Genomic DNA, 26,471 nt, shown 5'->3' with positions numbered 1-26,471 from the left:
GGCGGGAGTGTAGCGCCCCTCGCGGCGCTTTCGCCCCGCGCGGCGATCCTCGTGCGCGCCGTGGGCCCCAGAGCCCGTCCGCCCCGGCTCGCGGCGGCGGCTCTCGCCGGCTCTCGTCGGTTCTCGTCGGTTCTCGTCGGTTCTCGTCTGGTTCGGGCCCGCGGCCCGTCACGCTCCCGATGGCGCCGTCGGCGCGCCGCGGGCGCGGATCATGGAGGGGTGAAGGTGAGCGGCCCGACGATCTCGCTGCGCTTTGGCGGGCTCGAGAACGCCGCGGCGCCCGCGGATCGAGGGAGGGACGCGGCATCTTGACGCGGCGAGGAGGCTGGCCATCCCCGCCGGGTGTGCCCGCTGGATCCCTCCGGCGAGCGGTGCTTAGCTCCGCCGTCCATGGGCCGGAACGACAGCAATTCCAGGCGAGTCGCATCCGCGTCTCCGGCCGGCGGGCACCCCTCGGGGGCCGCGGGGCAGCTCGGGCCCGCGCGCGGCCCCCTCTCGATCGCGGACGCGAGCGCCGGGATGCTGGTGCAGCACGTCCTCGTCCATCCAGCGGACGTCGTGTTCGTGAAGAGCATCGTCGAGGCGAGCGACGGCGTCGCGCTCCTGCTCGCGGATCGCGGCGGAGAGATCACGCTCGCCGCGCCGCTCGGTCGGGGCGACGAGCTCGCCGAGCTCCTGCTCGATCTCGAGCGCGACGTTGGGGCGCGTCGCCGCGACGCGCTGCGCTGAGGGTGGCATGACGGAGCGCCGCGACCCGAGCTCGGTCGATCTCGTCGAGGAGCCCTCGCTGGACGCTGCCGCTCACGACGGAGCGGCGCAGGGCCTGCCCGCGCCGTCGGGCGCGCTGCTCGACCCGCGCATCCTCGCTGCCTGGCGGGAGTGGCTCGCCGCGCTCGCGACCGACGCCGAGGCTGCCATCGCTGCGGCCCACGTGTACGGGGAGCTCGGCCCCGAGGCGCGCGAGGCGTGGCTCGATGTCCTCGCGGAAGACGCGCCCAAGCTGCAGGTCCCTGCGGTGGCGATCTATGCCCCGCTCCTGTCGGTCGAGAGCGACGCCGGGCGCCGCGAGCGCATCGAGGTCGCGATCGGGGAAGGTGAGCGCGCTCCGCGTCCGGCGGGCGGCTTCGCGCTGCGCGGCGTCGCCGCGGGGGGCGATCGCGTGGTGGCGCTCGTGACGCCGCTCTACTTGCGCTTCGTCCGGGTGCTCTGGTGCCGCTATCTCCCCGAGGACGGCATCGCCTGGGCGCGGCACGATCCCATCGTCCGCGCGGAGGACGCGCCGGGTCCGGGGATCCTGCTCGACGGCGCGCAGCTCGAGGCCACGCCGATCAAGCTGGTCATCGAGGAGCTGTGCCATGCCGTCCTGGCGCAGCAGCGCAAGGGCGCCGAGCTCCCACCCTCGCTGCAGCTCTGCGCCGATCTCTTCGACGCGCACCTGGAGGGCGATCCGCTGCCATGAGGTCGCTCGCGCCGCTCTTGCTGATCGCGATCGGCTGCGGCGGGGGCGGCGACGCCGTCCGGGAGCCAGCGGCGGGGCCGCCGGTCGCCGCGGCGGCCCCGGCGCCCGGCCCGGTGCGGAGCTTCTCGTACGAGACCCTCGACGGCCGCGAGCTCTCGACCGGGTCGCTCTCGGGCAGGTTCAGCGTGATCGGCTTCGTCGCGACCTACGATGTGGCGTCTCAGGCGGAGGCGCGGTTCCTCGCGGGGCTGTTCCGCGATCACACGCCGCGCGTCAACGCGGCGCTCCTTGTCCTCGAGGCGAGCGAGAACCGGCCGCTCGTCGAGGCCTTCGTCGCGGCGCTCAGGCTCCCGTACCCGGTCGCGCTCGCGGACGCCCCGACGATCGCCGGAGAGGGGCCCTTCGCCGGGCTGCACCACGTGCCGAGCGTCGTCGTCCTGGACGCAGGGGGCCGGGAGGTATTCCGGCACGTGGGTCTCATCACCCAGGAAGCGCTCGAGGAGGTCCTCCGCGGCCTCGAGCGCGCGAGCGCGCGCCCCGCTCGGTAAGCCCGGCTGCGTGCCGCCCGCTGAACGTCACGGCGCCGGGCGGACAAGGGAGCGACGTCCGGGCGGCCGTGGCGCGCAACACCGAATTCCTGCTGAAGACGGCAATCCGAGGTGGCCTATCGCAACGGCGCGCAGTGCGCTGGATGAGCGTGCCTCGGCAGGAGGGAGGAGGAGCAGCAGCCCCATTTCTTCGGCCGGTGCGCGCCCGTTTGGGCGATGATGGCGCGCATGGCGATCGACCACATCGGTTTTCCAGTATCGGATTATGAGCGGAGCAAGGCCTTCTATCAGGCGGCCCTGGCCCCCCTTGGTTACGGGCTCCTGATGGAGATCACGCCGGAGATGACCGGGGGCGCGGGCAGCCACGCCGGCCTGGGGGCCGACGGGAAGCCGGACTTCTGGATCGGCACGGGAACCCCCCTGAAGGGCGGCTTGCATGTCGCCTTTGTCGCGAAGACACGGGCCGACGTCGACGCGTTTTACCGGGCCGCGCTGGCGGCTGGAGGCGTCGACAACGGTCCGCCGGGGCCGCGGCCGCAGTACCACCCTGGCTACTACGGTGCGTTCGTGCGGGATCCGGACGGGCACAACGTCGAAGCGGTCTGTCACGGCGGGTGAGGGATGACGGAGCATGGCGAGCGCTCCTCTCCGGCGCTCGCCGCCCGCTCCTCGTCGCCCTCGGCGACCGTCCTCTCCCCGCGCTCAGATCCTGCTTCAGAGCCTGCTGAGGAGCTCTGTCTTCTTTGCAGCGAACTCCTGCTCGGTGATGAACCCCTTTTGCCGGAGATCGGCGAGTCGCTCGATGGCGGCGAAGATATCCCCTTCCTGCGCAGGAGCAGGGCGGGGGAGGGAGGCGTCCGCCTGCGCCGGAGCGGGCGCCTGCGCCGGAGCGGGCGTTTGCGCCGGAGCGGGCGGGGCGATCGGCGCCTGCTTCACGGCAAGATCGCCGGAGATGATTGGCAAGCTCAGCACGCTCACCACGCCGTACTGGCTGGTGAACGTCACCGACGACCCTGACCCCTGCTGCTGCGACACGCCGCCGATCTGGTGATCGAGCGTGTCGTAGACGCTGACGCGCCCGTTGACCTCGACGGCCAGGCGCCGCGCGCCGGGGAAGTAGGCATATCGGACGTTGTTCTGCGATCCGCTGGAGCTCGGCACGCCGAGCTCCCCCGGCCACCAGCTGCCCGAGCCCCCTCCCGACCCCGGGACGAACAGGCTGACCGGCGATCCCCCAAAACCTCCACTGCCACCTTGCTGTTGCTGCTGACCGCCCTGCGATGGATAGCTCGCGGGCGCTGGAACGAACGGCTGGCTGGCCAGCAGACTGGACAGCTCGGAGCAAAGGCCGTCCACCTTGGCCTTGAGACCGTTGTTGAACATGTCCCCGACCATGGTCATGCCGCCCTGCATCCACTGCCCTCCGCCGCCCAGCTCGGGGTGGTAGAACTGCGCCATCGTTCCATGGCCGTTCACGAGCGCCTGCAACAACGTCATCACCGCGTCGGTGCTGACGAAATAGCGCTGTGACAGGTCGGAAACTCTCTGCTGACCTTCGACGGTGAGTTGCTGCATGGTGAGGCGCTCCAGGAGGAGGGAGCGCCCACCCTTGCACTGCGGTGCGTCGATCGCAATGCGGGCGAGCGACGATGACGGCGATCAGCCAGCGAGCTTGCGGACGCTCGCGAGCTGGACACAGACCGCGACGACGTCCATGGCGACGCGGATCTGATCCAGCGGCGGCATCGAGGGCGCGACCCGGATGTTGCGGTCGCGAGGATCGCGGCCGTACGGGTATGTCGCGCCGGCGCCGGTCAGCTTGACGCCCGCCTTGTTGGCCAGGCGCACGACCTCCTTCGCGCAGCCGTCGAGGGTGTCGAGGCTGACGAAGTAGCCGCCGCGCGGCGAGGTCCAGCTGGCGATGCCCTTGCCGCCGAGCTCGCGCTCGAACGTGGTCGTCACCGCCTCGAACTTGGGCCGCATGAGCTCGGCGTGCCGCTGCATGTGGCTCAGCAGGCCCTTGTAATCCTTGTAGAACCGCACGTGCCGCAGCTGGTTCACCTTGTCCGGACCGATGGTCTGGATGCCGAGGTGCTTCTTCGCGTCCGCCACGTTCGCGGGGCTGGACGCCATGGCCGCGACGCCGGCGCCGGCGAACGAGATCTTCGACGTGGAGGCGAAGACGAACGGCCGGTTGGGGTGGCCCGCGGACTGGCACGCCGGCACGATGTTCGCGAGCTTGTCGCCCTCGGCGTACAGGTCGTGGACCGCGTAGGCGTTGTCCCAGAAGAGGCGGAAGTCCGGGGCCGCCGTCTTCATGGCCGCGAGCCGGCGCACGACCTCGGGGCTGTACGTGGTGCCGGTGGGGTTGGAGTACTTCGGCACGCTCCACATGCCCTTGATGGCCGCGTCCTCGGCGACCAGCTTCTCGACCTGATCCATGTCCGGCCCGTCGTCGCGCAGGTCGATCGTGATCATCTCGATGCCGTGGTGCTCGCAGATCGCGAAGTGACGATCGTAGCCGGGGCTCGGGCACAGGAACTTCACCTTGGGCTGCTTCGCCCAGGGGCCGCTGCCGTCGGGCACGCCGTGGACGAGCGCGCGGACCACAGCGTCGTGCATCATCGTCAGGCTGCTGTTCCCGCCGACGATGACCTGCTCCGAGGGGACCTCGAGCATCTCGGCGAAGATGGCCTTCATCTCGGGCAGGCCGTCGAGGCCGCCGTAGTTGCGCGTATCCGAGCCGTCCGAGGCGATGAGGTCGCCCGCGCCGGGCAGCGCGAGCATGCCGTTCGCGAGATCGAGCTGCTCGGACGACGGCTTGCCGCGCGTCATGTCGAGCTTGAGGCCGCGAGCTTCAAAGGCAGCGAAACGCGCCTCGAGCTCACGGGTGAGCGAGGCAAGAGCATCGGGAGACAACGAGCGCAGTTCGGTCATGGCGCGCGATATCTAGCAGAATTTCGCGCGTGCGTCGCGGCCGGACGGCGCGCGGCGGGTGGGGCGGTGCGTCGATCGGGGAGAGGCGCGAGAGGCCGGGAAGCCGCCGGGCGCAGCTCGCCCGGCGGCGTCCGCCTCGTCCGCCTCACTCCGCGGCGATCGGCTCCACGCTGTTCGCCGCGTGGCTCACGTGGCTCACCTCGGGGTTGTTCTCGAAGTACGCCTTGCCGGCCAGGCGCTTGACCAGCGGGCTGAACCGCTCCGCCGCCTTGCCGCCGACGATGTCGCGGAGCAGCGCGACGTCCTCGCGCGCCCGGGCGAGCGTCTCCGGGTCCGTGAGGAACTCCTTTGCCGCCTTCGCCTTGGCCGGGGCGGCCATCACGGCGTCGCGGAGCGCGCCCGCCGCCGCCTTGGCCTTGCCCACTGCGCGCTCGGCGGCCGTCTGCTTGATGAGCGGCGCCACCTCGTAGACCAGGTTGGCGGCCGAGCCGGCGACGCGATGCGGCGCGTGGTGGAGCGGGCTCGCGTACTTCGGGTTCCTCGCGAGGAACGCGCGCACCTCGGCCTCCGTGACGCCCGCCTCCTCGTAGGCGCGGGTGAGCTCCTGCTCGGCCAGGATGCGCGCCTTGAACATGTACATCTGGATGCGCGAGTAGAAGTTCGTCGCGCCGTCGCCGCTCGTCTCCACCGCGCAGAAGATCGTCCCGGGGTAGCGCGACGTGATCAGCGACTGGACGCCGTCGGAGACGCCCGACGAGGGCATGCAGCCGAACGGCTTCACGCTCACCGTCACGTGCGCCTTCGACTTCACGGCGTTCACGATGAGCTTGCCGACCTCCATGTGCCCCTCGCCGCCGCGGAGGTCGTTCGAGTAGTAGTCCTTCGCCACCTCCGCCACGAGATCCATGTCCGGAAGGTGGTAGTCGAGCAGGCCGAGCGGCAGCGCGAACGCCTGGAAGCCGACGCGCAGCGCCCCCTCGGCGAGGCGCATCGTCGCGAGGCGCTTCGCCACGCCGAACTCGTCCAGGCCGGCGAGGCCGTAATTGCCCTCGTCGGCGCCGCGCAGGTCGCGCCTCTCGCGGGTGTCTCGGGCGCACTCCCAGATGTTGTAGAGCAGCCACGCCGTCGTGAGCTGGATGTCGTTCTCGCCGCCCTCGCTCTCGAGGAACCTCTGCAGGGCGTAGTTGCCGTCGCCCTCGGTCGTCATCGCCCAGAACTCGCCGATGATCGACGTCTTCGCCTTGGGCCGGAGCTTGTCCACCCGGACGCCCTCGAACTCCTTGCGCGCCTCGTAGAGCGCCTTGAACACGTTCGTCTGCTCGAAAAGCGCCTTGTAGAGGATGCGCTTCGCGCTCTCCATCGCGCGGTTCGTGGCGCCCGGCTCCACCTCGTAAGGCCGGATCCGGTAGCCGAGCGCGTTCAGCGTGTCGCCGCAGACGATGGCCTTGATGATCGCGATGAAGAACGCGGGGTTCATCTCGAGCCCGACGTCGTCGCCCGTCGCCTGCGAGAGGCCGCCCGTCTGCTGGAAGAGCATGACCCGGAAGCCGTCGAAGCCGGCGTCGCGGAGCGCCTTCCTGTACTCGGTCACGTACATGCCGAACCGACAGGGGCCGCACGCGCCCGCCGTCAGGAAGACGTAGTTCTTGATGATGTCCTCGGTCGACATCCCCTGCTTGTCGCGCAGGTCGATGAGGTACTTCACGAGGCCGCCGACCGTGAAGTACGTCGGGTTGCACTGGCCGCGGTTGCCGAACTCCTTGCCCGTCTGCAGCCCCGCGTTGTCGCTCATCCCGAAGTAGTGGACGTTGTAGCCGAGGCCCTTCAGCGCGCCCTCGCACAGGAAGTCCTGCGCGGCGGTGAGGCCGCTGATGAGGAGCGTCACGTTGTCGCGCTCCTTCTTGGTCATCTTCGGCTTGAGCATGTTGTCGACCCACTGGCGCCGCTCGGCCTTGAGCCCGAGCCGCTCCCGCTCGGCCTCCTCGAAGGCCCTGAGCTCGGCCTCGATGTCGACGTCGGTCTTGGTGGATCGCGCCTCGCCCACCAGAGGAAGGCGCGTCTTCTGCGTGGTGGTCGTGCTCGTCGTGCTCGTGTGTTGCATGGCGTGGCTTCCCTTCGCTTGGATGCTGGAAGGGGCGGCCCCGCCGTCCCCCCCTCGACCTTCGACGTGGTTCAGGCTTCCAGGGGGACGACGGTCCCGTCGGACTGCTTCTTCTTGAGCTGAACGAGGCCCGTCTTCGGCGCCTCGGGCGGCGAGACCGGCGCGACGTAGCTCCGGACCTTCTCGGCGAGCGCCGCGATCTCCCGCTCGAGCGCGGGATCCGTGATCTTGCGCGCCGCCTGCTGGTCGCGCTTCAGCTGGAGCAGCTCGAGCCGCTTCTCCTCGATGCGCTGGACCAGCTGCGCCTTCTTCTTCGCCGCGTCCTCGAGCGCCTCCTCGTGCAGCTTGAGGCTGTGCGCGTACGTCTTCACGCGGATCTTGATCGAGCCGCCCGGCTTGTTGGCGTCGATGTCGTGCAGCGCCGCGTACGGCGTGGCGCTCGAGCTCACGATGCTGTCGATGATCCCGTACGTCGGCGCGTCGTGGCCGCACTTGAAGCTCGAGAGATCGAGCAGGACGACGTTCGGGTGGCGGGCGGCGAACTTGGCCGCCCAGACCTTCTGCGCGCTGTTGGCCGAGTAGTTCTCCGGCCAGACGTCGTTGATGTCGAGCGGGTGCTGGCCCGTCGCGATCTCGTCCTTGAAGTACCTCGCGAGGTACTCCATGTCGCGCGGGATGGATCGCACCGAGAGGATCGGATAGCCGAGCACCTGGAACTCCTCCGGGATGCCGTGGTTCAGGCCCGGATCGGAGTGGTACGGCCGCCCGATCATCAGGATGGCGACGCGATTTTCGGACTCGACCGTCTCGAGGATCGCCCGCCCCTTGTCCTGGAGATCGCGCTCGAACTGCGAGAGCGCCCGCATCCCCTCGCGGTGCGCGTGATCGCTCTCGTCCTCGGTGATGCCGAGCCGCGGGCCCCAGGTCTCGAACATCCGGCGCGCCGTCAGCGTCATCTCGGAGAACGTGAGCGCGGGATCGAGGTACTCGATCCCGCGCGTCTTGAAGAAGTCGACCTCCTTCGTGAAGGCCGCCTTCATGACGTCCGGCACGCCCGCGACGATCGGGCAGCTCGTCTTGTCCATCACCCCTTCGCCGAAGCTCGGCACATGGGTGAGGATGGGGAAGAAGATGTAATGGAGCTTCTTCTCGTCCGAGTGGTGGTGGAAGAGCAGGTTGTGGACATGGGCCTGCGCCACCTTGGACGGGAAGCACGGATCGATCGAGCCGTACTTGCCGCCCTCGACCCACATCTCCTCGCTCGTCGCGTCGCTGAAGACGACGTTCTGCTTGGGGATGCCGAGCGCCTCGAAGTAAGCGCGGTAGTACGGGCCGGTCGAGTAGATGTTGAGGACGCGCGGGATGCCGATGCGGACGCGGCGCAGGCGCTCGCGCACCTCGGTGCCGCTCCGCCGGAACGGGCGCGTCGTCTCCACCCGGCGGATGCCGAGGAAGCCCTTCTTGACGACCGTGTCCTTCACCGGCGCGCCGTCCTCCGGGAGCGGCGCCGTGGCGTAGAAGTGCCGGAAGGCGAGCTTCGACTCGTAGTCGACGAGGTTCGGGAACTGCTTCGCGATCTTCTTCCGCTCGGCGACCAGCGCGAGCATCGCCTGCTCGCTCTCGACGGTGCCCTTCTCGCACGAGAAGCCCGAGATGTAGCGGCTCGTCGTCCCGTCAGGCCGCTTCGTGTCGATGAAGGTCCGCTTGCACTCGTTCGGGCAGAAGTGGCAGACCGTCTCCTCGTCGTTCTTCGTCGTGTACTCGAGGGCGATCGCCGCGTCGATCCCGATGAACGTCGACTGGCCCTTGCGCTTCACGACCCGGAGCGTCTCGAACGCGGCCCCGAGCGCGCCGGCCTCGCCGGTGTGCGGGTGGACGAACACCTCGGCGCCGGGGACGCGCTCCTTGATGTAATCGACCTGCGCCTTGACCGCCGCGAGGTTGTACTGCGTGCCGCCCTGCAGCACGTAGCGCGTGCCGAGCGCCGCGAGCCGCGGGATCTGCACGACGTACTGCCACACGTTCTTCGGCAGCACCTGGGCGAGGCCGGCGAGCAGCTCCTCCTTCGAGAAGCCCTCCTTCTGGAAGTTCACGCGGTCCGTGTCGAGGAAGACGGCGCAGCCGTAGCTGAACTTCGGCGCGAGCTCGGCGCCGAACGCCGTGTCGGCGTAGTCGGTCACCTTCAGGCCGAACTGGTCGGCCATCGCCTGGAGCAACATGCCGTTGCCCGCAGAGCACGAGTTGGAGAGGCGGAAGTTCGCGATATCGCCGTTCTTCATGAACAGGACCTTGATGTCCTGTCCGCCGATATCGCAGATGACGTCGACGTCGCCGAAGAACTTCACCGCGCTCATCATGTGGGCGACGGTCTCGACGATGTTGACGTCGGCGCGCATGCACTCCTGGAGCACGTCGGCCGCGTACCCGGTGCCGCCGAAGCCGAGCACCTCGAGCGTCGCGCCCTGATCGAGCACGTACTGCCGGAGCTGGGAGAGGAGCTCCTTCGCGTCCTGGATCGGGTTGCCCTTGGAGAGCTGGTAGGCCTTGCAGACGATGTTCCCGTCCTCGTCGATGAGCACCGCCTTCGACGAGGTGGAGCCGCCGTCGAGGCCGATGACCCCGCGCACCACCTGGCCGGGCGCGAGCTTCATCGGCGTGAACCTCGGGATGCTGTAGAGCTTCCGGAACTCGTCGACCTCGTCGCGGGTCTTCACGAGCGGCGGGCCCGCGCTCTCGCCGAGCCGGGCCTTCCTGCCGTTCGTCATGTACTCGATGAGCCCCGCCTTGCCGGCGTAGAGGCCGACCTCCGGGGCCTCCTTGAGCCCGTACACGCACGCGCCGAACGCCGCGTAGTACTGCGAGTTCTCCGGGACGAAGATCGTCTCCTCGACCGGCCGGTCCTTCGGCCAGCTGTAGCCGCGCTCGTCCCAGGTCTCGGGGATCCGCTTGCGCCAGCACTCCTGGAGGAAGGGGAGGTAGGTGTTGGGGCCGCCGAGCAGGATCACCTTGTGCTTCAGCGTCGAGCCGCGCGTCAGCACCGACAGGTTCTGGAGGACGATCGCGTCGGCGAGGGAGCAGAGGATCTCCGTCGAGGGGATCCCGCTCTTCACGAGGTTCACGATGTCCGTCTCGGCGAAGACGCCGCACTTCGCGGCGACGTGGTGGAGCTTCGAGTCGTCGAAGTGGATCTTCACCACCTCCGACGGCGGGAGGCCCACCTTGATCATGCACTTGTCGATGGTGGCGCCCGTGCCGGAGGCGCACTTGTCGTTCATCGACGGCGCGGCGGTCTTGTCGCCCGTCTTCTCGTCGCGCTGGAAGATGATGATCTTCGCGTCCTGCCCGCCGAGCTCGATGACGCTGCCCACGTCCGGGTGCAGGTTCTCGACCGCGAGCGTGACCGCGTTGACCTCCTGGACGAACTTGGCGCCCAGGCCGGGGCAGAGGGGCGCGGCGCCGGAGCCCGTCATGAACACCCGCCAGCTGTCCCTCGGCGACGCGGGGAACGACGCCTCGATGGTCTCGAGGAGCTCGAGCACCTTCTCCGGCTGCTTGGTCTGATGCCGCTGGTAGTCGCTCCAGAGAATCTCGAGCGTCTGCGGATCGAGCACGACGGCCTTCACCGTCGTCGAGCCGACGTCGATGCCGACCACGACCGGTTCCTGGATCTGCCTTCCCATCGGGGCTCCTCCCACCGCCGTCGCCGGTCCCCAGCGTCCGACTGACTGGCTGGTCAGTCGTGATGGCTACAACGGGGTGCCCGGGAAATCAAGCAATCCGGTGCGTCTTGGTCGTCGCGCAACGCTGTTTTTCGGCCATCTCGGGCCGTCGCTGCGTCCAGGGTGCAAGGTTCCGACGCGGCGCTCGGTGGCGGGCGGTTGCGGCTGGTTGCGTCTGCTTGCGTTTGGTTGCGTCTGCTTGCGCGCGGTTCCCGCCAGCATCCGCGTGTCGTGCGCTGTTCCGCGAATTTTCCGGAACTTTTCAGGCGGCGGGCCTGCTCGACGCCGGAGGGGAGACATCGATCCCCAGATGGCGGGCCGGTGATGGTAAAGCGACCGGCCCATGGACAAGGCCGAGCGCCGCCAAGCGCTCCTCCGCGCGGCGCGCACCGTGTTTTCCGAGAAGGGGTATCACGAGGCGAAGGTCGACGACATCGTCGCGCTCGCGAAGGTCGCGAAGGGGACGTTCTACCTCTACTTCCCCGACAAGCGCTCGGTGTTCGGCGAGCTCGTGCGCGGCCTCTTCTCGCGGCTCGGCGGCGCCATCCTGCGCGTGGACCCGTCGGCGGACGTCGAGGCGCAGGTCAAGCACAACATCCGCGCGATCGTGGCCGTCCTGCTCGACGATCCGGCGCTGACGAGCATCCTCCTGTCGCACGCGGCCGGGCTCGACCCGGCGTTCGTCAAGGAGCTGCGGGCCTTCCGGCAGGAGGTGAAGCTCCTGCTGCAGCAGAGCCTCGCGGAGGGGCAGCGGCTCGGCGTCATCGAGCCGGGGGACACCGAGCTCTACGCGACGTTCACGATCGGCGCGCTGAAGGAGGTGCTGTTCGAGAACGCCCTCGAGGAGCAGGCCCGCCCGCGCGAGCGGATCGTCACGGCGCTCCACGATTTCCTGCGGCGCGGCTACCTCCGGATGGACCCCGCGGCCGGGCTCGCGGCTCGGCGCCCGGAGGGCGAGCGCGCCGCGCCCGCGGCGGGGGACGCCCCCGGCGAGGCGCCGGAGCGGGCGAGCCCGTCGCGCGGTCGGCGGGCCAGGTCGCGCGGGGACTGACCGGCACGTCAGTTCGAGATGACCGGCGCGTCAGTCAGGGGATGGACTACCCCGGTCAGGTCGGCTGTGTAGGGATCAAGCGCCGCGCACGACCACGTGCCGGATGAAATTGTGCAGCGTCCGTGTGCCGAGCTGATCCGGCGCGATGGGGGCGAGGAGCGCCGGGACGTCGTGGCCCTCGGCCTGCAGGATCTCGCGCCGCCACGCGATGTAGCCGGCGATGACGTCGTGGTCCATCTCGGGGTGGAACTGCACGCCGTAGCAGGCGCTCGTGAAGCGGATGACCTGGTGGTCGTCGAGCTCGGTGAACGCGAGGCTCGTGGCGCCCTCGGGCAGCGTGCCGACCGTGTCGACGTGGGTCGCGTGCGTCTCGAAGCTCGACGGCAGGCCGTCGAAGAGGGGGTCGTCGGCGCGGCGCTGGACGCGGATCCTGCCGATCTCGCGGCCGCGCGGGTTGCGGACGACCTCGCCGCCGAGGGCCTGGGCGAGGATCTGGTGGCCGAAGCAGATGCCGAACGTCGGGGTGCCCGCCTGCACGACGCCGCGCAGCCACGCCTCGCAGCGGAGCATCCAGGGCTCGCGGTGGGGGACGTTGGCCGACGAGCCGGTGACGACGAAGGCGGCTGTCTCGGGGGCGTCGGGGGCGGGGAGCTCGTCCGTGCGGGCATCGACGGTGGCGTATCCGCCGCTCCAGGTGGCGCCGATCGTCTGCTCGATCAAGACGGAGAACTGACCGCGCCGCTCGAGGACCGGGGGGACGGGCTCACCGGTCTTCACGATGACGATCTTCTTGCGATGTCGCACCCTTCCAACATAGCGCAGCGCGGCCGTCGAGCGAGGGCGGGGCTTGGCAGCGCGGGGCCGGAGCGCGAAGATGCGCCCCGATGTCCGCGTACGTCGTGTCTCGCCCCGTCTGGCGGCGGTTTCGCCCGCGTTTCCTGAGCCGCGCAGCGGCGCACGTGAGGGCCGGCGGGCACGCCGCCATCGTGCTGCCGGACGAACGGGTGGACCTGCTGCTCTCCATCGGCGAGGACGGGAAGCTCACGGAGCTCGGGCTGTGGTCGCTCCTGTCGATCGAGCAGCAGCGCTTTCGCCGCGTGAGCGAGGGGCCCGCCAAGGGGCTCGCGACGGCGCGGGTGAAGCGGCAGTACGAGGGCTCGGTCCTCGACTGGTGCGAGCGCGACAGCACGCACCCCGGGGCGCTCCGCGAGGTGGCGCTCGACTGCCTGGCGTGCGGCGCCTGCTGCCACGACGCCAACGTGGTGCTCGACGAGGTGGACCTCGCGCGCTTCCGGGAGGCCGGGCGCGGCGACCTCACGGGACGCACCTACGTGCGGCGGGCGCGGGACGGGAAGATCACGCTGCGCTTCGCGGCGAGCGGGCGGTGCCAGCACCTCTGCGAGGACCGGCGCTGCGCCATCTACGAGATCAGGCCGGACAACTGCCGCGCATTCGTCGTGGGGAGCGAGGCGTGCCTGTCGGCGCGCGAGGAGACGCTCGGGATACGCGACGGGGCGCCGGTGGAGCGGTGAGCGGCGGGCTCGCCGCGGGGCCCGCGGTCACGTGACGGCGGGGGCGGCGGGGCGAGCGTCGCACGCCTTCAGAACAGGAGCCGGACGCTTCCGCCGAGCGGACCGAGCTGCAGCTCCGCCTGGGTCGTGGCGCGATCGAGCTTGATCTGACCCGTGATCCAGAGCGGTACACCCGTGAGGACCATCGCGCCTCCGGCGCTCATCAGCACGGTGGGAAAGACCCATGCGCGAGACGCGCAACCGCAGGAGTCGTCGCCGCTCCTTCGGGTGAGGAAGAACATCCCTGCTCCGACGGAGCCGAGGACCAGCCCGCCCACGGAGAGGCCGGTGCCCACGTCGCGCCGGGTGGTGTCGACGGCGGGCGCCGGCGCCGTCGACTCGGCGTGCGCGTTGCCCACGAGCAACAGGATCACCCCGAACGCGGCGAAACGCATGCCGGCGAGGATCCCTGGTCGCGGCGCGCCCGTCAAGACGAGGAGAGTCTCTCGATCGGTCGAGAACGTGGCCGCGGACGCGCGGGAACGCGAGGATCGAGGCCACGATGCTCTGGGCCGGGCGCTCACGTCCGAACGCTCGTGAGCTGGCCCGCGACCGCGGCCTCATGGAACGCCGAGAGGTCGCGATGGGCGGCCGCCCGGTCCGGCAGGCCGTGGGTGGCCAGCCAGGCGACGCCTTCCTCGAGGGTGGCGAAGACACAATGTGGAAACTGCTGGCGTCCCAGGGCGTTGAGCCCCGTGACGATGCTGCGCACGAGGGCCGCGCGGAAGCCCGACCCGATGTGGATCACCGCCGAGTGGGACACGATGCCATCCACCGAACACAACATCCCGGCGAGAGCGCTGCGGCTGCGCGTGTCGGGTACGATGGCCTCAGGGGTCACGATCTGCAGCAGCCACACCTTGCGGGACGGGGAGCTTGCCTGGGCCCCCACGATCGCCGCCCTCAGGGAGGCGGCGTGGTGCGGGTGGGTCGTCTTCATCCAGACCGCGGTGGCCAGGGAGCTCCAATACCCTACCGCGACATCCGCCGTCGCCTCGACGACCTGACAGCCCGCGCGCAGCTCGAGCTGCTCACCGGCCTGGGTGGGCGACCGCTGCGGAGCATCGATGAGAGGTCCACATGACGTCGACGACCTGTTCACTCCGCTCGATTCTACGCGAATCTGGCGAAGATCACGGCGAAGAGTGGCGTCGAGCAGGTCGATCGCACGCTGGGTAACCCGGGCGTCTGGCAACGAGAACGAGGCGAACGTGCTGCGCGTCGATCGCCTGGTGTTCTGCGGCGCGGGTCAGGTCCATTCTCCGCCCTCGCACGACAGATTTCCAGTGGGAGCCTGTCTCAACCGACGTTGGCACAGAGGGCGGTGACGGCCCCACGGGGGAGCCGTTCGGCCGATGTGAACACACGGGGGCACCTGAACGAAAGAACATGTTGTGAGGTTCCGGAGGGTCGGTACGATGCCTGTTTATGCGGCATGGGTACTGGCTCGTCGTTGGAATGGCGCTGTTTGCGGCGTCGTCGGCCAAGGCAGATGCCCCGAAGACGGACGCCGCGATCCGGAAGGCTCTCATCGCCGAGTCACGAGCGGCGTACAGCGGGAGCTGCCCGTGTCCTTACGATACCGATCGAGCGGGCAGGCAATGCGGCAAGCGCAGCGCTTATTCGCGGCCGGGAGGCGCAGCGCCTCTCTGTTATGATCACGACGTGACGAAGGAGATGATCGCCGAGTACCGCGCGCGCGACGCGGGTCCTTGAGCTGTCTCGAGCGAGCTCGTGGAGCCCAGCGGCGACGCTCGCCTTGTCGGGCGCATTGTTGAACTGCATGAGGGCCGCCGCGTACCAGGGCGCCCCAGCGCATCGGGGTCTCTCAGCCCGATACTCTGGAGAACACGCGAAGAAAGACCTCCTGGGTGACGTCCTCTGCGTCGGCGCCGGGCCCGAGCACGCGCGCGACGATCCGGAACACCTTGGGCGCATGTGCGTTCCACACCGCGGTTGCCGCCCACGGCTCCCCTTCGATGAGCGCGCGCACCACCTCACTTTCGTCAGTACCGACACGCTCTGACGGAGCGATGGCAAGGCTGGCTCTACGCACGACGTCATCGCTCCGAGGGCTCGTGACTTCGCAGATCGGTCGTGATGAGCGAGCACAGTACCGAGCCGAGGTGCCCGGCGCAAGGCGGTGAACGGCTTCTGAGCCGCTCGCAGCGCTACGGTCCGCCATCCTCCTCGCCCGGCCGGAGGAACACCCCCACGGTCCGGAGATCGCGGTGCGCATAATGCACCTTCACGGTCTCCGCGTGCGCGCGCCGTCCGAGCTCCTCGTACGCCATCACCAGCAGCTCGAGCGCGGCGTCGCGGTATTCCTCCTTATCGAGCCAGTGCAGGTCGAGCCCGAACGTCAGCGCCGCCGCGGGCCGCCCCTCGGCGCAATCGCGCTTCGCCGACTCGATCCACTTCTGCACGCGGGGCGGCTGCGTCTTCCACGCCTTCACGCGCTCGTCGGGCGAGCCCACGCGGATGCTCCCGGCGCCGGGCGGCAGCGCGGGCCCGAACGTGCCGAGGGTCGGGATGCGGTCCGCCTCGAGCCAGCGTTGCGCGGGCGGGTCCTCGGCGAGGGCCTCGCGGTCGGCCTCCTCGAACCATTCGATCGCGGCGAGCGCGGCGTACACCTGCAGCGGCGCCGGCTCCTGCTCGTCAGGGCTCGAGATGCGCTCGCGCGCGCGGGCAGCGAGCACCGCGAGGGGCGTGGGCTCGCTGTCTCTCCAGGTCTCCGCGGAGTCGCGGGCATAATTGTGCGCGATGCACGTTGGCGGATCCGCGGGGTCGTCGTACCAAAGGCCATGGTGCAGCCCGTCGGAGTCGCCCCACATCACGGTGACCAGCTCGGGCGGGTCGGCGCGGAACCGGCACTCGAGCCGCGGGTCGAGCCCGCCGCGCGTCTTCCGCTCGAGCCCGCCGTCCTCGAACCAGATCATGATCCCGCCCGGCGATCGCCCGAGGTCGCTCATGCCCCGGCGCTCCATCTCGTCGAGGCTGCGCCAGAACGCCGCGAAGGTCGCGAGGTAGCGCGGCAGCCGCAGGCCATAGACCTCTTTCATTCGCGTGGCCACGGCCTCGAAGCGGGCGTTCATCGACGCGAGCGCCTCGGCGCGGCGGCGCGCCCCGAGCTCGTCGGTCGCGAACATGCCCTCCGTGTAGCGCGCCGGCGCGAGGCCCACCGTCGCCTCGAGCGGCGCGTCGAGCTGCGAGGCGACGCCGCGAGACCTGAGCCCCTCGAGCGTCGCGGCGAGCTCGTCGAGCGCCGCTGCGGGCTCGCCCATCCGCGCGAGCGGCACGACGACCAGCTCGCCGGACGGCCCTCGGTTCGTGCGCGCCTCGAAGAGGCTGAACTCCGCCACGAGGCCGAGCCCCGGCGCGAAGTGCGGCGGGTCCCAGCTCGCGAGCTTGGCGCGCTCGTCCTCGACGGGGAACATCTTCTCCCAGCGCTCGCGCGCGAGCGCGAGCGCTGCCTCGATCTCCGGGTTGCTCATGGCGCTCGCCATCCTACGCGAAGCCGGCCCGGGCGGTGCCGGTAGCGAGGACAAGACCTTTCATGAGCGTCCCGTCCAGACGTTGGAGAGGGCCGCGCGCAGCTGGTTCGCGACGCGCTCGACGTCCGCGCGGATCTGCGGCCTGGACACGATTGGAACGAAGCAAGGCGCCGCGAGATCGAGGCGCTGGACGGAGGCGGGCGTCCTGGCCGTACACGGATGCTGGCGTGCGCGCTCAGCACGCAGTGCACATCACAGGCAGTGCCCTGTACGCTGATGCAGCCGTCGGCCCCTAGGACAATTCAACCGGCAATATTCGTGTCTCCGGAGGCAGCTCCCTGGTGGCGCTGGCGTCGGGTGAGGGTGACGAAGCCGCTGCCCAGATGGGCGCCGGCACCGGCGTAGGCCGCGGAGGCGGTCGCCAGCGAGAGCTCGAGGTCGCCGATCGTCTCTACGCGGGGGACGGCGACTTCTAACCCAAACGGCAATCCCCGGCGCCGGAGCGAATGGACACCGAGGGCAACGCATATCTGACCGCCGAGTTTCCCTTGCTCGATTACATCCGCGGCATCAAACTCCTGCAATGAGGCTATCGCTCGCAGCGGTTGTCTTGCGGCCGGCCGTGTCTGGTCGAGACGCCCGCGCGCCGAACGCCTCCCGAGTAAAATTCACCGCGCCTTCGAGGACGATCGTATCCTTGCTTCCTTGCAGGCGTGCGTGAAGATCCGCAGAAAGGGGCGCGCGTGAGCTCTTCTTCAGCCCAGTTTTGGCAATCGAAGTACGTCGAGCTCGGTGCATCGAGCGAGATCCCGAGGCTCGGTGAGGGGCCGACCATCGAGCGATTCGTGTCGCTCCTGGGCGACCTCGAAGGACTCCAGGTGCTCGACCTGGGTTGCGGGCCCGGCCAGCTCACCTTGCACCTCGCGGGCCGCGGCGCCCACGTGACCGCTGTCGATCTGTCGCCGGCTGCGGTCGAAAACACGCTCGCGAACGCCGCGCGGATGGGCTTTGGCGATCGGGTGCGCGGGCGTGCGCTCCCGGCACATGACATAGGCAGCCTCGGCAAGCGGTTCGATCTCGTGGCGGGCATCTTCATCCTGCACCACCTCGAGCCGTTCGAGGAGTTCGCGCGCGTGCTGCGTTCCGTCGTCAAGCCGGGCGGCAGGGCCTTGTTCGTGGAGAACAGCGCTCGCAACCCGCTCTTGATGTTCGCGCGGCGCAACCTCGTCGGGAAGTACGGCATCCCGAAGCACGGCGACGACGAGGAGCATCCCCTCGAGCCCCGTGAGATCGACATCCTGCGAGGACAGTTCTCGGACGTCTCGGTGCACTTCGCCGAGCTCGTGTTCCTGCGCATGATCAACACGTACGTCTTCAGGAATGCACCGCGTTTCTCTCGCGTCACGGGGGCGATCGCCCGTCTCGACGACTATCTCTACAGTCGGGTCCCGGCCACGCGCCGGCTCAGCTACCTGCAGCTCCTCGAGCTGACGGCCTGAGCGCCCCCGCGCGATGCCGGGCCATCGGCGATGCCTGTTCTCTCGCTTGCTCCTACCAAGCGATGCTCCTCATGCGTGATGTCGATCCTGAGCGATCGATCGGGTGCGCGGGCAAGATTCCCACACCTTCCGTCGCGCTGTCGCGGAAGCCGCCGGCGCGAAGAGCTCACGTGACGACATCACCGTCGACGCGTTCGCGTCCCGTCTAGACGTTGGAGAGGGCCGCGCGCAGCTGGCTCGCCACGCGCTCGACGTCCGCGCGCGTGAGGCTGATGGACGAGGGGAGGCAGATCCCGCGGACGGCGAGGCTGCTCGCGACGGCCTCCGCGCCTCGCTCGAACCGGAGCCCGCGGTAGGGCGGGAGCTCGTGGAGCGGCACGAAGAATGGTCGCGAGTCGATCCCGTTCTCTCGCAGGCGTCCCATCACCTTGTCGAGCCGCTCGCCCGACCACTCCCCCGGCAGCAGCGCCGCGACGAGCCAGCAGACCGTCTCGGCGCCCTTCGACTGCGGATTCAACGCGATCCCGGAGCCGTCCAGCGCCTCGCGGTACCACGCGAGGAGATTCGCCTTCTTCTGGAGGAGCTCGGGGAAGCGCTCGATCTGCGCGCACCCTATCGCGGCCTGCAGGTTGGTGAGCCGGTAGTTGTAGCCGACCGCCGGGTGGAAATATCGGCGCTCGCGGCTCATCGCGTGGTCCTTCAGGAACCGCACGTGCTGCGCGTAGCCCGCGTCGTTCGTCGTGATGCACCCGCCCTCGCCCGTCGTGAGCAGCTTGTTGCCATAGAAGCTGAAGCACGCGGCGTCTCCGATGCTCCCGACGGTGCGCCCGCCCCACCGGGCCCCGTGCGCCTCGGCCGCGTCCTCGAGCAGGAACAGCGACGCGCGATCGGCGATCTTCCGCAGCGCCGTCATGTCGGCCGGGTGGCCCAGGAGGTGCACGGGGATGATCGCGCGCGTGCGCGGCGAGACGGCGCGCTCGACGAGCTCCGGATCCAGACACCAGGTCCGCGGGTCCACGTCCACGAGCACCGGCGTCGCGCCCGCGTGGACCACCGCGGCCGCGGTGGCCACGAACGTGAGATCCGGCACGATGACCTCGTCGCCGGGCTGAAGCCCGCGCGCCGCGAGCGCCACGTGCAGCGCGACCGTGCCGTTGGAGAGGGCCACGCAGTGCTTGACGCCGCACAGGGCCGCGAACCCGGCCTCGAAGCGCTCGATGTACTCACCGATTGAGGAGACCCAGCCGGAGCGGAGCGCGTCGAGCACGTAGCGCTCCTCGAGCGAGGTCAGATCGGGCTTGGCGACAGGAAGAAATGCGGCTCCCATATAGTCCCCCAATGGATGAATGTCAAAACACGTTCAGAAGTTTAAGCCCCTCGTAACGAGCGGCCGATCGTACAGCCTCGTGGTAGCAGGGTCTCGGCGCGTCGGAGGGCCAGCGCGCCAGAGCGTGTTATAAGCCGTCCATGCGAGCACCTCCCAGCTGTCGGTTCGGCGCCACCGCCATCAGATAGGATCGCTTCAATCCGGACTCAGACGGCCGGTGCATCGCGCGTCGCGCCGTTGGCACGGGCCACGTCGGCAACGATGCGGTCCACGCCCGCGAGCATGGTCTGCGGCGAGAAGCGCGTCATGGCGGCGGCACGCGCCCGCGCCCCCATCGCGTCGCGCACGCCGGCGTCCGACAGCGACGCGAGCGCCGCCGCCAGCGCGCCGGCATCGTCGGGCGGCACCAGCAGGCCAGTCTCGCCGTGGTCGACGATCTCCTTCACCCCGCCCGCCGCCGTGGCCACCACGGGCCGCGCGGCCAGCATGCCCTCCACCACCACGCGGCCAAATGGCTCGGCGCACACCGAGGCGTGCACCACCACGTCCATGCAGTGCATCAGCTCCGCCACATCGGCGCGGAAGCCGAGGAAATGCACGCGGCCAGCGAGATCGGGCTGCGCCGCGCGCGTGCGCAGCGCGGCTTCGTAGGCGTGCTCGCCGAACAGCGGCGCGCCCACCAGCACCAGCGTCGCGCCGGGCATGCTCGCGATGGCATCCATCAGCACGTGCTGCCCCTTCCACGGCGTCAGCCTGCCGAACAGCCCCACCACGAGGCCATCCGCCGGCAGGCCGTTGGCCGCGCGCAGCGCCAGGCGGTCGCGCTGCAACGCGGCGTCGAACGGCGCCGGCTCGATGCCGTTGTGCTCCACGTCCACAGGCACGGCGGAGCCGGCCAGCGCGCGAAATGCGTCGGCGCTCGCGTGGGAGTTGGCCACCACGCGCGTGAGGCTGCGCGACAGCCAGCGGATGGCCAGCCGCTGCGACGGGCCGAAGAAGCTCGCATCGACGATATCGTGCAGATGCCAGACCACGGGCCGGCGGTGCAGCCATTTGCCCAGCACGCAGACGGCCATGGCCTTCTGCGTGTTGGCATAGACCACTTCGGCCCGGGCCGCGCGCCGGGCCACCCGGCACACCAGCGAGGGCAGCGCCAGCAGGCCGCGCAGCGTGCCCGCACCCAGCCCGCGCTGCCGCAGCGCGCGCACGGCGGCACTTGCCTCCACGCTGACCGGCACGCCCTGCGCGGCCAGCCGTTCGCGGAACGGGCCATTCTCGAGCAGCAGCACTTCGCTGTCATGGCGCCGATGACGCGCGATATCGAGCAGGCACAGCTCCGCGCCGCCGATCTGTCCGCTCTGGTCGACAAACAGCACGCGCTGCGCGCCAGTCAGGGGCGCGCGCGCCGGGCTGGCTTCATGCGCCGTCGAGCTCACGCGCATCGTGGCGGGGGGGGCCTTTTCAACCATGGCGCACCAGCTCCTTCGCGGCATCGGCCACAGCGACGGTGCCGGCGTGCGCCGGCTGGCGTGCGCCGGACAGCAACGCGCCGTAGATCTCGGCATACTCGCGCTGCACCCGGTCCACGCGCAGCCAGGCGGTGCCCGTGGCGGCGCGGGTGCGCCAGTGGTCCAGCATGGCGCGGTCACGCAGCAGGGCTGTCAGCGCCTCGCTCATCAGGCGCGGACGCTGCGCGGGCACGAGCATGCCGGCCGCGCCGTATTCGAGGGCCTCGGGCACGCCGCCCACCGCCGTGGCCACGATCGCGCAACCGGCTTCGCGCGCCTCGCTGAGCACCAGCGGGAACGATTCCGTATGCGATGCCAACACGAACACGTCGGCGGCCCGCATCCACGGGCGCGAATCGCGCACAAAGCCGGGCAGGTGCACGGCATCGGCCAGGCCGACGTCGCGCGCCAGCTGCTCGCAAGTGGCGCGGTCCGGGCCATCGCCCACGAGGTAGAGCTGCGCCGCCGGCACCGCGCGGCGCACATCGGCGAACGCGGCGATCAGGTCCAGCACGCCCTTGCGTGCGTACAGCCCGCACACCGTGACGATCGACGGCCCGGCCAGCGACATGTCGGTCACCGGCAGCCGCGCGAGCCGCGCCGAGCCAATGGTGCCGTTGCGCACCACGCTGGTCTTGTCCGCCGGAATGCCGCGCCGGACCATCGATGCCGCCACGGCGCCGCTGACGACCACCACGCGGTCACCGAGCCGCATCAGGTCCGAGCTGCGCTGGAAGTCGTTGTGGACCGTGGTCACCAGCCCGTAGCGCTCGCCGCCCGTACGCCGCGCCAGCCAGCCGACCAGCGCGCCAGACACCATATGCGCATGGACGATCTCCGGCCTTATCGCGCGGGTCAACCGGCGCAGTCCCCGCACGGCCAGCGGCAATGCCAGCGGCTTGCGCTGCGGCAGCGTGACGTGGCGCACGCCGGTGCCGGCCAGCCAGTCGCCAAACCCGCATTCGGCGGACGCGATGGCCACCTCGTGCCCGGCCGCGGCCTGCGCCACCGCCAGGTCCACCATGACGTTGACGATGCCGTTGCCGACATCGAGCGCGTGGTTGGCCAGGTGAAGAATCCTCATGTCTTGCCTCCGTGGTTCGCCTGCGTGGCAATGTCCTGCGGGGCGGCATCCCGCGCGCGTCGCGTCAGCCGCTGCCAGGCCGATTGCGCCACGTCGCGGAACGTGGCCGAGCTGTGCAGCGACCATCCCATGTTGCATAGGGCGAGGGCCGTGCCCACCGCCAGGCAAGGTATCCAGCCATCCACGTGCGAGGCCATCACCAGCGCCACCAGGACGAACGCCAGGTGCGGCGCCATCTCGCGCAACAGCGGCCGCGCGCGCATGCCGCAGTACCGCAGCAGCGCCGCATACTCGACCACGCGGCGCACCAGCGCGGCCATCACCGCGCCCTGGATGCCGAACAGGTAGACCCCGCCCCACAGCAACGACGCGAAGGCCGGCAGCAGCAGCAACGACACATGCGCCACGCCTGCCTCCTTGCCTTGTGCCAGCATGAGGTTGCGCGCCACGGTGGTCTGTCCGGCAAGCCACACACCGATGATCATGATCCGACCGGCATCGCCCGAACTGGTGGACAGCTCCTGACCCACCCACAGGTGCAGGAACGGCTCGAGCACGAACAGCGCGCCAATGGTGACCGGCGTGAGCAGCGTCTGCAGGAAGCCCAGCGAGTGGTGGGCGATCTCCACCGCTTTTTCGCGCGGCGCGGCCGCGAGGCGCGGGAACAGTGTGCGCGAGAGCGCAACGGAGAGCAGGTCCAGCCGCGACACCACGTTCTGCGGCACCGCGTAGTACGTGACGAAGCGCGGCGGTTGCAGCGCGCCCACCACCACGCGGTCGAGCGATTCGCCGATCATGTTCGCGGCCAACGTGAGCTGCATCCAGCGGCCGTAGCCGAACAGCGCGCGCACGCTGGACCGCTGCGCGTGCTGCACGGTGCGGATTTCCAGCACCCGCAGCGCCGACACGCCGAGCGTCAGCGTACTGACCGCGCGCGCGACGGCCGCGGCGCACAGCGCCACCTGCAGCGTCGGCGCGAACACGAAGGCGGCCGTCACCGGCAGCACCTGAAACAGCACGATGCCGATGATCTGGTTGATGCTGAACACCGAGAAGCGCTCGGCCGCGCTGATGGCGCAGGCAAGCACCAGTGCCACGTTGCCCGCCGGGATCGACAGCGCGAGCCACGGCAACGCCTGCGCCACCTCGGCCAGCAGCGCCTCCGACGCATGCGTGACCCAGTGGAAGTACGCGCCGGCCACCGCCCACAGGATGGCCGCGCCGACGAGGCCGGTGGCCAGGTTGGTCCAGAACGCGCTCCAGAAGGTGCGCACGATGTCCTCGCGATCGGCCGTGGCCAGCGCGCGCGCGATGCGCTTCTCGACGGCCTGGCTGATGCCGAAGTCGCACAGCGCGAAGTAGCCCATCAGCACCCACACCAGCGCCATCACGCCGAAGCGGTCCACGCCCAGCACCTTGATGTACAGCGGCACCGTGACCAGCGACACCAGCGTCGGCAGGGCCAGTCCGGTCAGGTTGATCAGCAGGTTGCGCCGCAGCGTCACGTCCATCATGGCCGGGTCGCTTCCGCCGCCAGCGCGGGCCGCCACCGGTACATCAGGTTCTTGCCGCGCGCGTCTTCCCCGACCAACACCACGTACTCGCCATCGGCACGCCGCAGCGCCGTGATGCCCATCGGCACGTCCACCCAGCCGCAGTCGCGGCCCACCTCTGGGCCCGGCGTCATCACGCCCACCTGCCGGCCGGTGCGGTCGAGCTGGTCGTCGCGCACGGCACGCGCCGGGCCGCCTTCGGGCTGGTCCGGCTGGCGGCCCGAAGCCGCCATGGCCTGCGCACGCGCCACGAAGCCCAGCAGCGCCTCACGGAAATTGTCGGCCGAGAACTGTTCGGCGTTGAGCCGGCAGTATTCAGGGCGGAACAGCGCGGCATTGCGCTCGAACCGCTCCACCGCATCGACGATGGAGGGCACGCTCTGCTCGGCGAAGAACAATCCGGTCGGCATCGCGCTGGTTTCGTCACGCACGCTCTCCAGCGCGCCGCCCCGGCCATAGGCGATGACCGGGGTGCCGCACGCCTGGGCCTCCACCACGGAGATGCCGAAATCCTCCTCGGCCGCGAACACGAACGCGCGCGCATGCTGCATGATGCGGCGCATCGCCTCGAACGGCTGATTGCCGAGCACTTGCACATTGGGGCCGGCGGCGGCGCGCACCTTGTCCAGCTCCGGTCCCGCGCCGACGATCACGAGCTTGCGGCCCGGCATGGCGCGGAACGCCTCCGCGATCAGCGGCACGCGCTTGTAAGGCACCAGCCGCGACACCGTGACGTAATAGTCCTCGTGCGGGCCGCCCGGCACGAAGGCGTCCACGTCCACGGGCGGATGGATCACGCTGGCATGCCGCCCGTAGATCTTGCGGATGCGCCGCGCCACGAACGCCGAATTGGCGATGTAGTGATCCACGCCATCGCGCGTGCGCGCATCCCAGTTGCGGATGTAGTGCAGCAGCATGCGCGCGAGCACCGAGCGGAGCCCGCACTGCAGGTCGCTCTCGCGCAGGTACTGGTGCTGCAGGTCCCACGCGTAGCGGATGGGGGTGTGGACGTAGCTCACGTGGAGCTGGTCCGGGCCGGTCAGCACGCCCTTGGCCACCGCGTGCGAGCTGGAAATCACGAGGTCGTAGCCGGACACGTCGAGCTGTTCGATCGCCAGCGGCATCAGCGGCAGGTAGCCGCGATAGCGCGTGCGCGCGAACGGCAGCCGCTGGATGAACGACGTGGTGACGGGCCGGCCCTGCAGGAAGGCACGCTCCTCGGCAAAGTCGATCAGGCTGAAGACGTCGGCGTTTGGATAGCAGCGCAAGATCTGCTCCAGCACCCGTTCCGCACCGGCGTAGGTTACCAGCCAGTCATGCACTACTGCGACTTTCATCTCGGCTCCCCCTCACTTCCTCATCTCATCGGCGCATCGGCTCATTCGCAGCGGTTGACCGCCTCGCGGTAGACCTGGGCCGTCTTGGCGGCGATCACCGGGATATCGAAGCGGCTGCGCGCGTAGGCGCGGCACGCCTCGGCATCGGGCAGGCGCAGCGTGCCGCGCAGCGCATCGGTCAGGCCGGCCGCCAGCGCCGCCACGCCGCTGGCTTGCAGCACCAGCGAACCGGACAGGTCGCTGACGGCCTCGGGCAGGCCGCCCACCGGCGTCACCAGCACCGGCGTGCCGGCCGCGAGCGATTCCAACGTGGTCAGCCCGAACCCTTCAAGCATCAACGTGGGCACCACGCTCAGGTCCGCCGCGCGATAGACCAGCGGCAGTTGCGCGTCGGGCAGCGCGCCCATCAGCCGCACGTGATGCTGCAGGCCCATCGCGGCAATGCGCTCGCGCAACTCCGCTTCGATCGTGCCGCGCCCCACGATCAGCAGCAGCGCATCGGGCACGTGCTTGCGCACCGTCGCCATCGCATCGACCAGGTCTCCGAGCCCCATGCGGCGTACCAGCCGCCGCACCGTCAGCACGATGGGCCGGTCCGTCGGCAGGTCCAGCGCCTGGCGCGCGCTGCGCCGCTCCATCGGCACGCCAAAGCGCGCCGCGTCCACGCAGCCGGGCACGATGCGGATGCGCGCCGGGTCCACCCCGTAGCGCGTCTCCAGCACGCGGCCGAACGCCATCGACATCACGATGTGGAGCTGGCAGCGCGCATACACGGCCGCCTCGATCCGATGCTGGATGCGGCTGGCCAGATCGGCCGCACCCTCGGCCTGGCTCTCGGCCGCCCACGGCCCTTGGAAATGCATCACGGTGGGATACGCGCGGATCAGGTCCAGCCCGGGCAGCGTGTAGAGCGCGAAGTGCGAGACCACCACGTCGGGCCGGTTGCGCGCGAGCATCTCGCGCAGCGTGCGACGCGCATGCAGCAGGCGCATCGGCACGCTGGCGCCAGGCGGCGCAAACGCGACGATGGCGCCGTGCGTGTCGGCCGCCGCCGCGCCCGAGCCCGCCACCATGCCGCGCACGGCGACGCCCGCACCGGGCAATGCGCCGGCCAGCGCGTGGTAATGCCGATCGAGTCCGCCCGGGCGCTCCGGGAACCAGTGCATGCCGATCTGGAAGGCAGTCAGCGGCGTGCGCGCGGCCTCGTCCCGTTGCGCGGCCAGCGATTCCCGGCCCTTGTCGGGCGCGCCGGCATGCGTGCGCAATGCCCCGGGCGGATGCAG

The 26,471-nt window shown here is 70.0% G+C and carries 22 protein-coding genes and 1 pseudogene; 8 read left to right on the top strand and 15 right to left on the bottom strand.

Annotation, left to right across the window (positions count from 1 at the left end):
* Nucleotides 1–390 precede the first annotated feature (390 nt).
* The 4 genes from WMF29_RS33575 to WMF29_RS33560 all read left to right on the top strand — a co-directional run bounded on the left by WMF29_RS33575 (nucleotide 391) and on the right by WMF29_RS33560 (nucleotide 2,625).
* Complete coding sequence (locus tag WMF29_RS33575; RefSeq protein WP_437324194.1) at nucleotides 391–729, top strand: DUF4911 domain-containing protein; 339 nt, start codon at nucleotides 391–393, stop codon at nucleotides 727–729.
* A 7-nt stretch (nucleotides 730–736) separates the two neighbouring features.
* The gene (locus WMF29_RS33570) at nucleotides 737–1,459 is read left to right on the top strand and encodes a hypothetical protein (protein WP_437324193.1); all 723 of its coding nucleotides are present in this window, start codon (nucleotides 737–739) and stop codon (nucleotides 1,457–1,459) included.
* Entirely contained in the window at nucleotides 1,456–2,007 is a 552-nt protein-coding gene (locus WMF29_RS33565) for a TlpA family protein disulfide reductase (protein WP_437324192.1), read from the top strand. The genes WMF29_RS33570 and WMF29_RS33565 overlap by 4 nt, the downstream gene beginning before the upstream one ends.
* Nucleotides 2,008–2,235: 228 nt before the next feature.
* Entirely contained in the window at nucleotides 2,236–2,625 is a 390-nt protein-coding gene (locus tag WMF29_RS33560; protein WP_437324191.1) for a VOC family protein, read from the top strand.
* A 96-nt stretch (nucleotides 2,626–2,721) separates the two neighbouring features.
* Here WMF29_RS33560 and WMF29_RS33555 read toward each other — a convergent pair whose 3' ends face one another.
* From WMF29_RS33555 to WMF29_RS33540, 4 genes are all read right to left on the bottom strand, one after another.
* Nucleotides 2,722–3,582: an SHOCT domain-containing protein gene (locus WMF29_RS33555; protein WP_437324190.1), complete on the bottom strand. Its 861-nt coding sequence runs from the start codon at nucleotides 3,580–3,582 to the stop codon at nucleotides 2,722–2,724.
* A gap of 84 nt (nucleotides 3,583–3,666) precedes the next feature.
* Nucleotides 3,667–4,944 carry an aminotransferase class I/II-fold pyridoxal phosphate-dependent enzyme gene (locus WMF29_RS33550; RefSeq protein WP_437324189.1) on the bottom strand — a complete coding sequence of 426 codons (1,278 nt, stop codon included), beginning with the start codon at nucleotides 4,942–4,944 and terminating at the stop codon, nucleotides 3,667–3,669.
* 145 nt (nucleotides 4,945–5,089) lie between these two features.
* Nucleotides 5,090–7,045: a 2-hydroxyglutaryl-CoA dehydratase gene (locus tag WMF29_RS33545; protein WP_272095195.1), complete on the bottom strand. Its 1,956-nt coding sequence runs from the start codon at nucleotides 7,043–7,045 to the stop codon at nucleotides 5,090–5,092.
* A 71-nt stretch (nucleotides 7,046–7,116) separates the two neighbouring features.
* Nucleotides 7,117–10,725, bottom strand: coding sequence for a BadF/BadG/BcrA/BcrD ATPase family protein (locus WMF29_RS33540; protein WP_437324188.1), 3,609 nt, complete (start codon nucleotides 10,723–10,725; stop codon nucleotides 7,117–7,119).
* Nucleotides 10,726–11,107: 382 nt separating this feature from the next.
* Here WMF29_RS33540 and WMF29_RS33535 point away from each other — a divergent pair, with 382 nt between their 5' ends.
* Nucleotides 11,108–11,815, top strand: coding sequence for a TetR/AcrR family transcriptional regulator (locus WMF29_RS33535; RefSeq protein ID WP_437324187.1), 708 nt, complete (start codon nucleotides 11,108–11,110; stop codon nucleotides 11,813–11,815).
* Nucleotides 11,816–11,890: 75 nt separating this feature from the next.
* Here WMF29_RS33535 and WMF29_RS33530 read toward each other — a convergent pair whose 3' ends face one another.
* Nucleotides 11,891–12,619 (bottom strand): glutamine amidotransferase, encoded by a 729-nt coding sequence (locus WMF29_RS33530; protein WP_437324186.1) that lies wholly within the window; start codon nucleotides 12,617–12,619, stop codon nucleotides 11,891–11,893.
* An 80-nt stretch (nucleotides 12,620–12,699) separates the two neighbouring features.
* Between WMF29_RS33530 and WMF29_RS33525 the strand changes: the two genes are divergently transcribed.
* Nucleotides 12,700–13,347 carry a YkgJ family cysteine cluster protein gene (locus tag WMF29_RS33525; protein WP_272095190.1) on the top strand — a complete coding sequence of 216 codons (648 nt, stop codon included), beginning with the start codon at nucleotides 12,700–12,702 and terminating at the stop codon, nucleotides 13,345–13,347.
* 68 nt (nucleotides 13,348–13,415) lie between these two features.
* On the opposite strand, the gene WMF29_RS33520 is transcribed toward WMF29_RS33525, so the two are convergent.
* Both WMF29_RS33520 and WMF29_RS33515 read right to left on the bottom strand, forming a co-directional pair.
* Nucleotides 13,416–13,781 carry a hypothetical protein gene (locus WMF29_RS33520; protein WP_437324185.1) on the bottom strand — a complete coding sequence of 122 codons (366 nt, stop codon included), beginning with the start codon at nucleotides 13,779–13,781 and terminating at the stop codon, nucleotides 13,416–13,418.
* 125 nt (nucleotides 13,782–13,906) lie between these two features.
* Nucleotides 13,907–14,326 carry a hypothetical protein gene (locus tag WMF29_RS33515; protein WP_437324184.1) on the bottom strand — a complete coding sequence of 140 codons (420 nt, stop codon included), beginning with the start codon at nucleotides 14,324–14,326 and terminating at the stop codon, nucleotides 13,907–13,909.
* 488 nt (nucleotides 14,327–14,814) lie between these two features.
* Between WMF29_RS33515 and WMF29_RS33510 the strand changes: the two genes are divergently transcribed.
* Nucleotides 14,815–15,102, top strand: coding sequence for a hypothetical protein (locus WMF29_RS33510; protein WP_437324183.1), 288 nt, complete (start codon nucleotides 14,815–14,817; stop codon nucleotides 15,100–15,102).
* Nucleotides 15,103–15,214: 112 nt separating this feature from the next.
* On the opposite strand, the gene WMF29_RS33505 is transcribed toward WMF29_RS33510, so the two are convergent.
* Both WMF29_RS33505 and WMF29_RS33500 read right to left on the bottom strand, forming a co-directional pair.
* Nucleotides 15,215–15,379, bottom strand: a complete 165-nt coding sequence (locus WMF29_RS33505; RefSeq protein WP_437324182.1) for an RNA polymerase sigma factor — start codon at nucleotides 15,377–15,379, stop codon at nucleotides 15,215–15,217.
* A gap of 178 nt (nucleotides 15,380–15,557) precedes the next feature.
* Entirely contained in the window at nucleotides 15,558–16,880 is a 1,323-nt protein-coding gene (locus tag WMF29_RS33500) for an ADP-ribosylation family protein (RefSeq protein ID WP_437324181.1), read from the bottom strand.
* A gap of 743 nt (nucleotides 16,881–17,623) precedes the next feature.
* Here WMF29_RS33500 and WMF29_RS33495 point away from each other — a divergent pair.
* Nucleotides 17,624–18,379, top strand: coding sequence for a class I SAM-dependent methyltransferase (locus tag WMF29_RS33495; protein WP_437324180.1), 756 nt, complete (start codon nucleotides 17,624–17,626; stop codon nucleotides 18,377–18,379).
* Between the two features lie 205 nt (nucleotides 18,380–18,584).
* Here WMF29_RS33495 and WMF29_RS33490 read toward each other — a convergent pair whose 3' ends face one another.
* The 6 genes and pseudogenes from WMF29_RS33490 to WMF29_RS33465 form a co-directional block, all read right to left on the bottom strand.
* A complete protein-coding gene (locus WMF29_RS33490; RefSeq protein ID WP_437324179.1) occupies nucleotides 18,585–19,706 on the bottom strand; it encodes a DegT/DnrJ/EryC1/StrS family aminotransferase in 1,122 nt (373 codons plus the stop codon).
* 206 nt (nucleotides 19,707–19,912) lie between these two features.
* Nucleotides 19,913–21,175, bottom strand: a complete 1,263-nt coding sequence (locus tag WMF29_RS33485; protein WP_437324178.1) for a glycosyltransferase — start codon at nucleotides 21,173–21,175, stop codon at nucleotides 19,913–19,915.
* Nucleotides 21,168–22,298 (bottom strand): glycosyltransferase, encoded by a 1,131-nt coding sequence (locus tag WMF29_RS33480; protein ID WP_437324177.1) that lies wholly within the window; start codon nucleotides 22,296–22,298, stop codon nucleotides 21,168–21,170. Before WMF29_RS33480 ends, WMF29_RS33485 begins: the two co-directional genes overlap by 8 nt.
* Entirely contained in the window at nucleotides 22,295–23,812 is a 1,518-nt protein-coding gene (locus WMF29_RS33475; protein ID WP_437324176.1) for an oligosaccharide flippase family protein, read from the bottom strand. Before WMF29_RS33475 ends, WMF29_RS33480 begins: the two co-directional genes overlap by 4 nt.
* Before the next feature lie 188 nt (nucleotides 23,813–24,000).
* Nucleotides 24,001–25,188, bottom strand: a pseudogene (locus tag WMF29_RS33470) (glycosyltransferase family 4 protein); the annotation flags it as partial.
* 41 nt (nucleotides 25,189–25,229) lie between these two features.
* Nucleotides 25,230–26,354 (bottom strand): glycosyltransferase family 4 protein, encoded by a 1,125-nt coding sequence (locus tag WMF29_RS33465; RefSeq protein ID WP_437331192.1) that lies wholly within the window; start codon nucleotides 26,352–26,354, stop codon nucleotides 25,230–25,232.
* Nucleotides 26,355–26,471: the final 117 nt, after the last annotated feature.

It is taken from the genome of Sorangium sp. So ce381, from assembly GCF_051473845.1.
Classification (GTDB): Bacteria; Myxococcota_A; Polyangia; order Polyangiales; family Polyangiaceae; genus Sorangium; species Sorangium atrum.
Note: the sequence above shows the minus strand (reverse complement) of the source record. Positions and strands in the feature narration are given on the sequence as shown.

Excerpts from the sequence above, each read along its gene's own strand:
- WMF29_RS33475 (WP_437324176.1), bottom strand. The coding sequence starts at position 23,812 with ATGATGGACGTGACGCTGCGGCGCAACCTGCTGATCAACCTGACCGGA.
- WMF29_RS33560 (WP_437324191.1), top strand. The coding sequence starts at position 2,236 with ATGGCGATCGACCACATCGGTTTTCCAGTATCGGATTATGAGCGGAGC.
- WMF29_RS33555 (WP_437324190.1), bottom strand. The coding sequence starts at position 3,582 with ATGCAGCAACTCACCGTCGAAGGTCAGCAGAGAGTTTCCGACCTGTCA.
- WMF29_RS33510 (WP_437324183.1), top strand. The coding sequence starts at position 14,815 with ATGCGGCATGGGTACTGGCTCGTCGTTGGAATGGCGCTGTTTGCGGCG.
- WMF29_RS33575 (WP_437324194.1), top strand. The coding sequence starts at position 391 with ATGGGCCGGAACGACAGCAATTCCAGGCGAGTCGCATCCGCGTCTCCG.
- WMF29_RS33550 (WP_437324189.1), bottom strand. The coding sequence starts at position 4,944 with ATGACCGAACTGCGCTCGTTGTCTCCCGATGCTCTTGCCTCGCTCACC.
- WMF29_RS33515 (WP_437324184.1), bottom strand. The coding sequence starts at position 14,326 with ATGAAGACGACCCACCCGCACCACGCCGCCTCCCTGAGGGCGGCGATC.
- WMF29_RS33540 (WP_437324188.1), bottom strand. The coding sequence starts at position 10,725 with ATGGGAAGGCAGATCCAGGAACCGGTCGTGGTCGGCATCGACGTCGGC.
- WMF29_RS33545 (WP_272095195.1), bottom strand. The coding sequence starts at position 7,045 with ATGCAACACACGAGCACGACGAGCACGACCACCACGCAGAAGACGCGC.
- WMF29_RS33490 (WP_437324179.1), bottom strand. The coding sequence starts at position 19,706 with ATGGGAGCCGCATTTCTTCCTGTCGCCAAGCCCGATCTGACCTCGCTC.
- WMF29_RS33465 (WP_437331192.1), bottom strand. The coding sequence starts at position 26,354 with ATGCACTGGTTCCCGGAGCGCCCGGGCGGACTCGATCGGCATTACCAC.
- WMF29_RS33535 (WP_437324187.1), top strand. The coding sequence starts at position 11,108 with ATGGACAAGGCCGAGCGCCGCCAAGCGCTCCTCCGCGCGGCGCGCACC.
- WMF29_RS33570 (WP_437324193.1), top strand. The coding sequence starts at position 737 with ATGACGGAGCGCCGCGACCCGAGCTCGGTCGATCTCGTCGAGGAGCCC.
- WMF29_RS33500 (WP_437324181.1), bottom strand. The coding sequence starts at position 16,880 with ATGAGCAACCCGGAGATCGAGGCAGCGCTCGCGCTCGCGCGCGAGCGC.
- WMF29_RS33525 (WP_272095190.1), top strand. The coding sequence starts at position 12,700 with ATGTCCGCGTACGTCGTGTCTCGCCCCGTCTGGCGGCGGTTTCGCCCG.
- WMF29_RS33480 (WP_437324177.1), bottom strand. The coding sequence starts at position 22,298 with ATGAGGATTCTTCACCTGGCCAACCACGCGCTCGATGTCGGCAACGGC.
- WMF29_RS33485 (WP_437324178.1), bottom strand. The coding sequence starts at position 21,175 with ATGGTTGAAAAGGCCCCCCCCGCCACGATGCGCGTGAGCTCGACGGCG.
- WMF29_RS33565 (WP_437324192.1), top strand. The coding sequence starts at position 1,456 with ATGAGGTCGCTCGCGCCGCTCTTGCTGATCGCGATCGGCTGCGGCGGG.
- WMF29_RS33520 (WP_437324185.1), bottom strand. The coding sequence starts at position 13,781 with ATGCGTTTCGCCGCGTTCGGGGTGATCCTGTTGCTCGTGGGCAACGCG.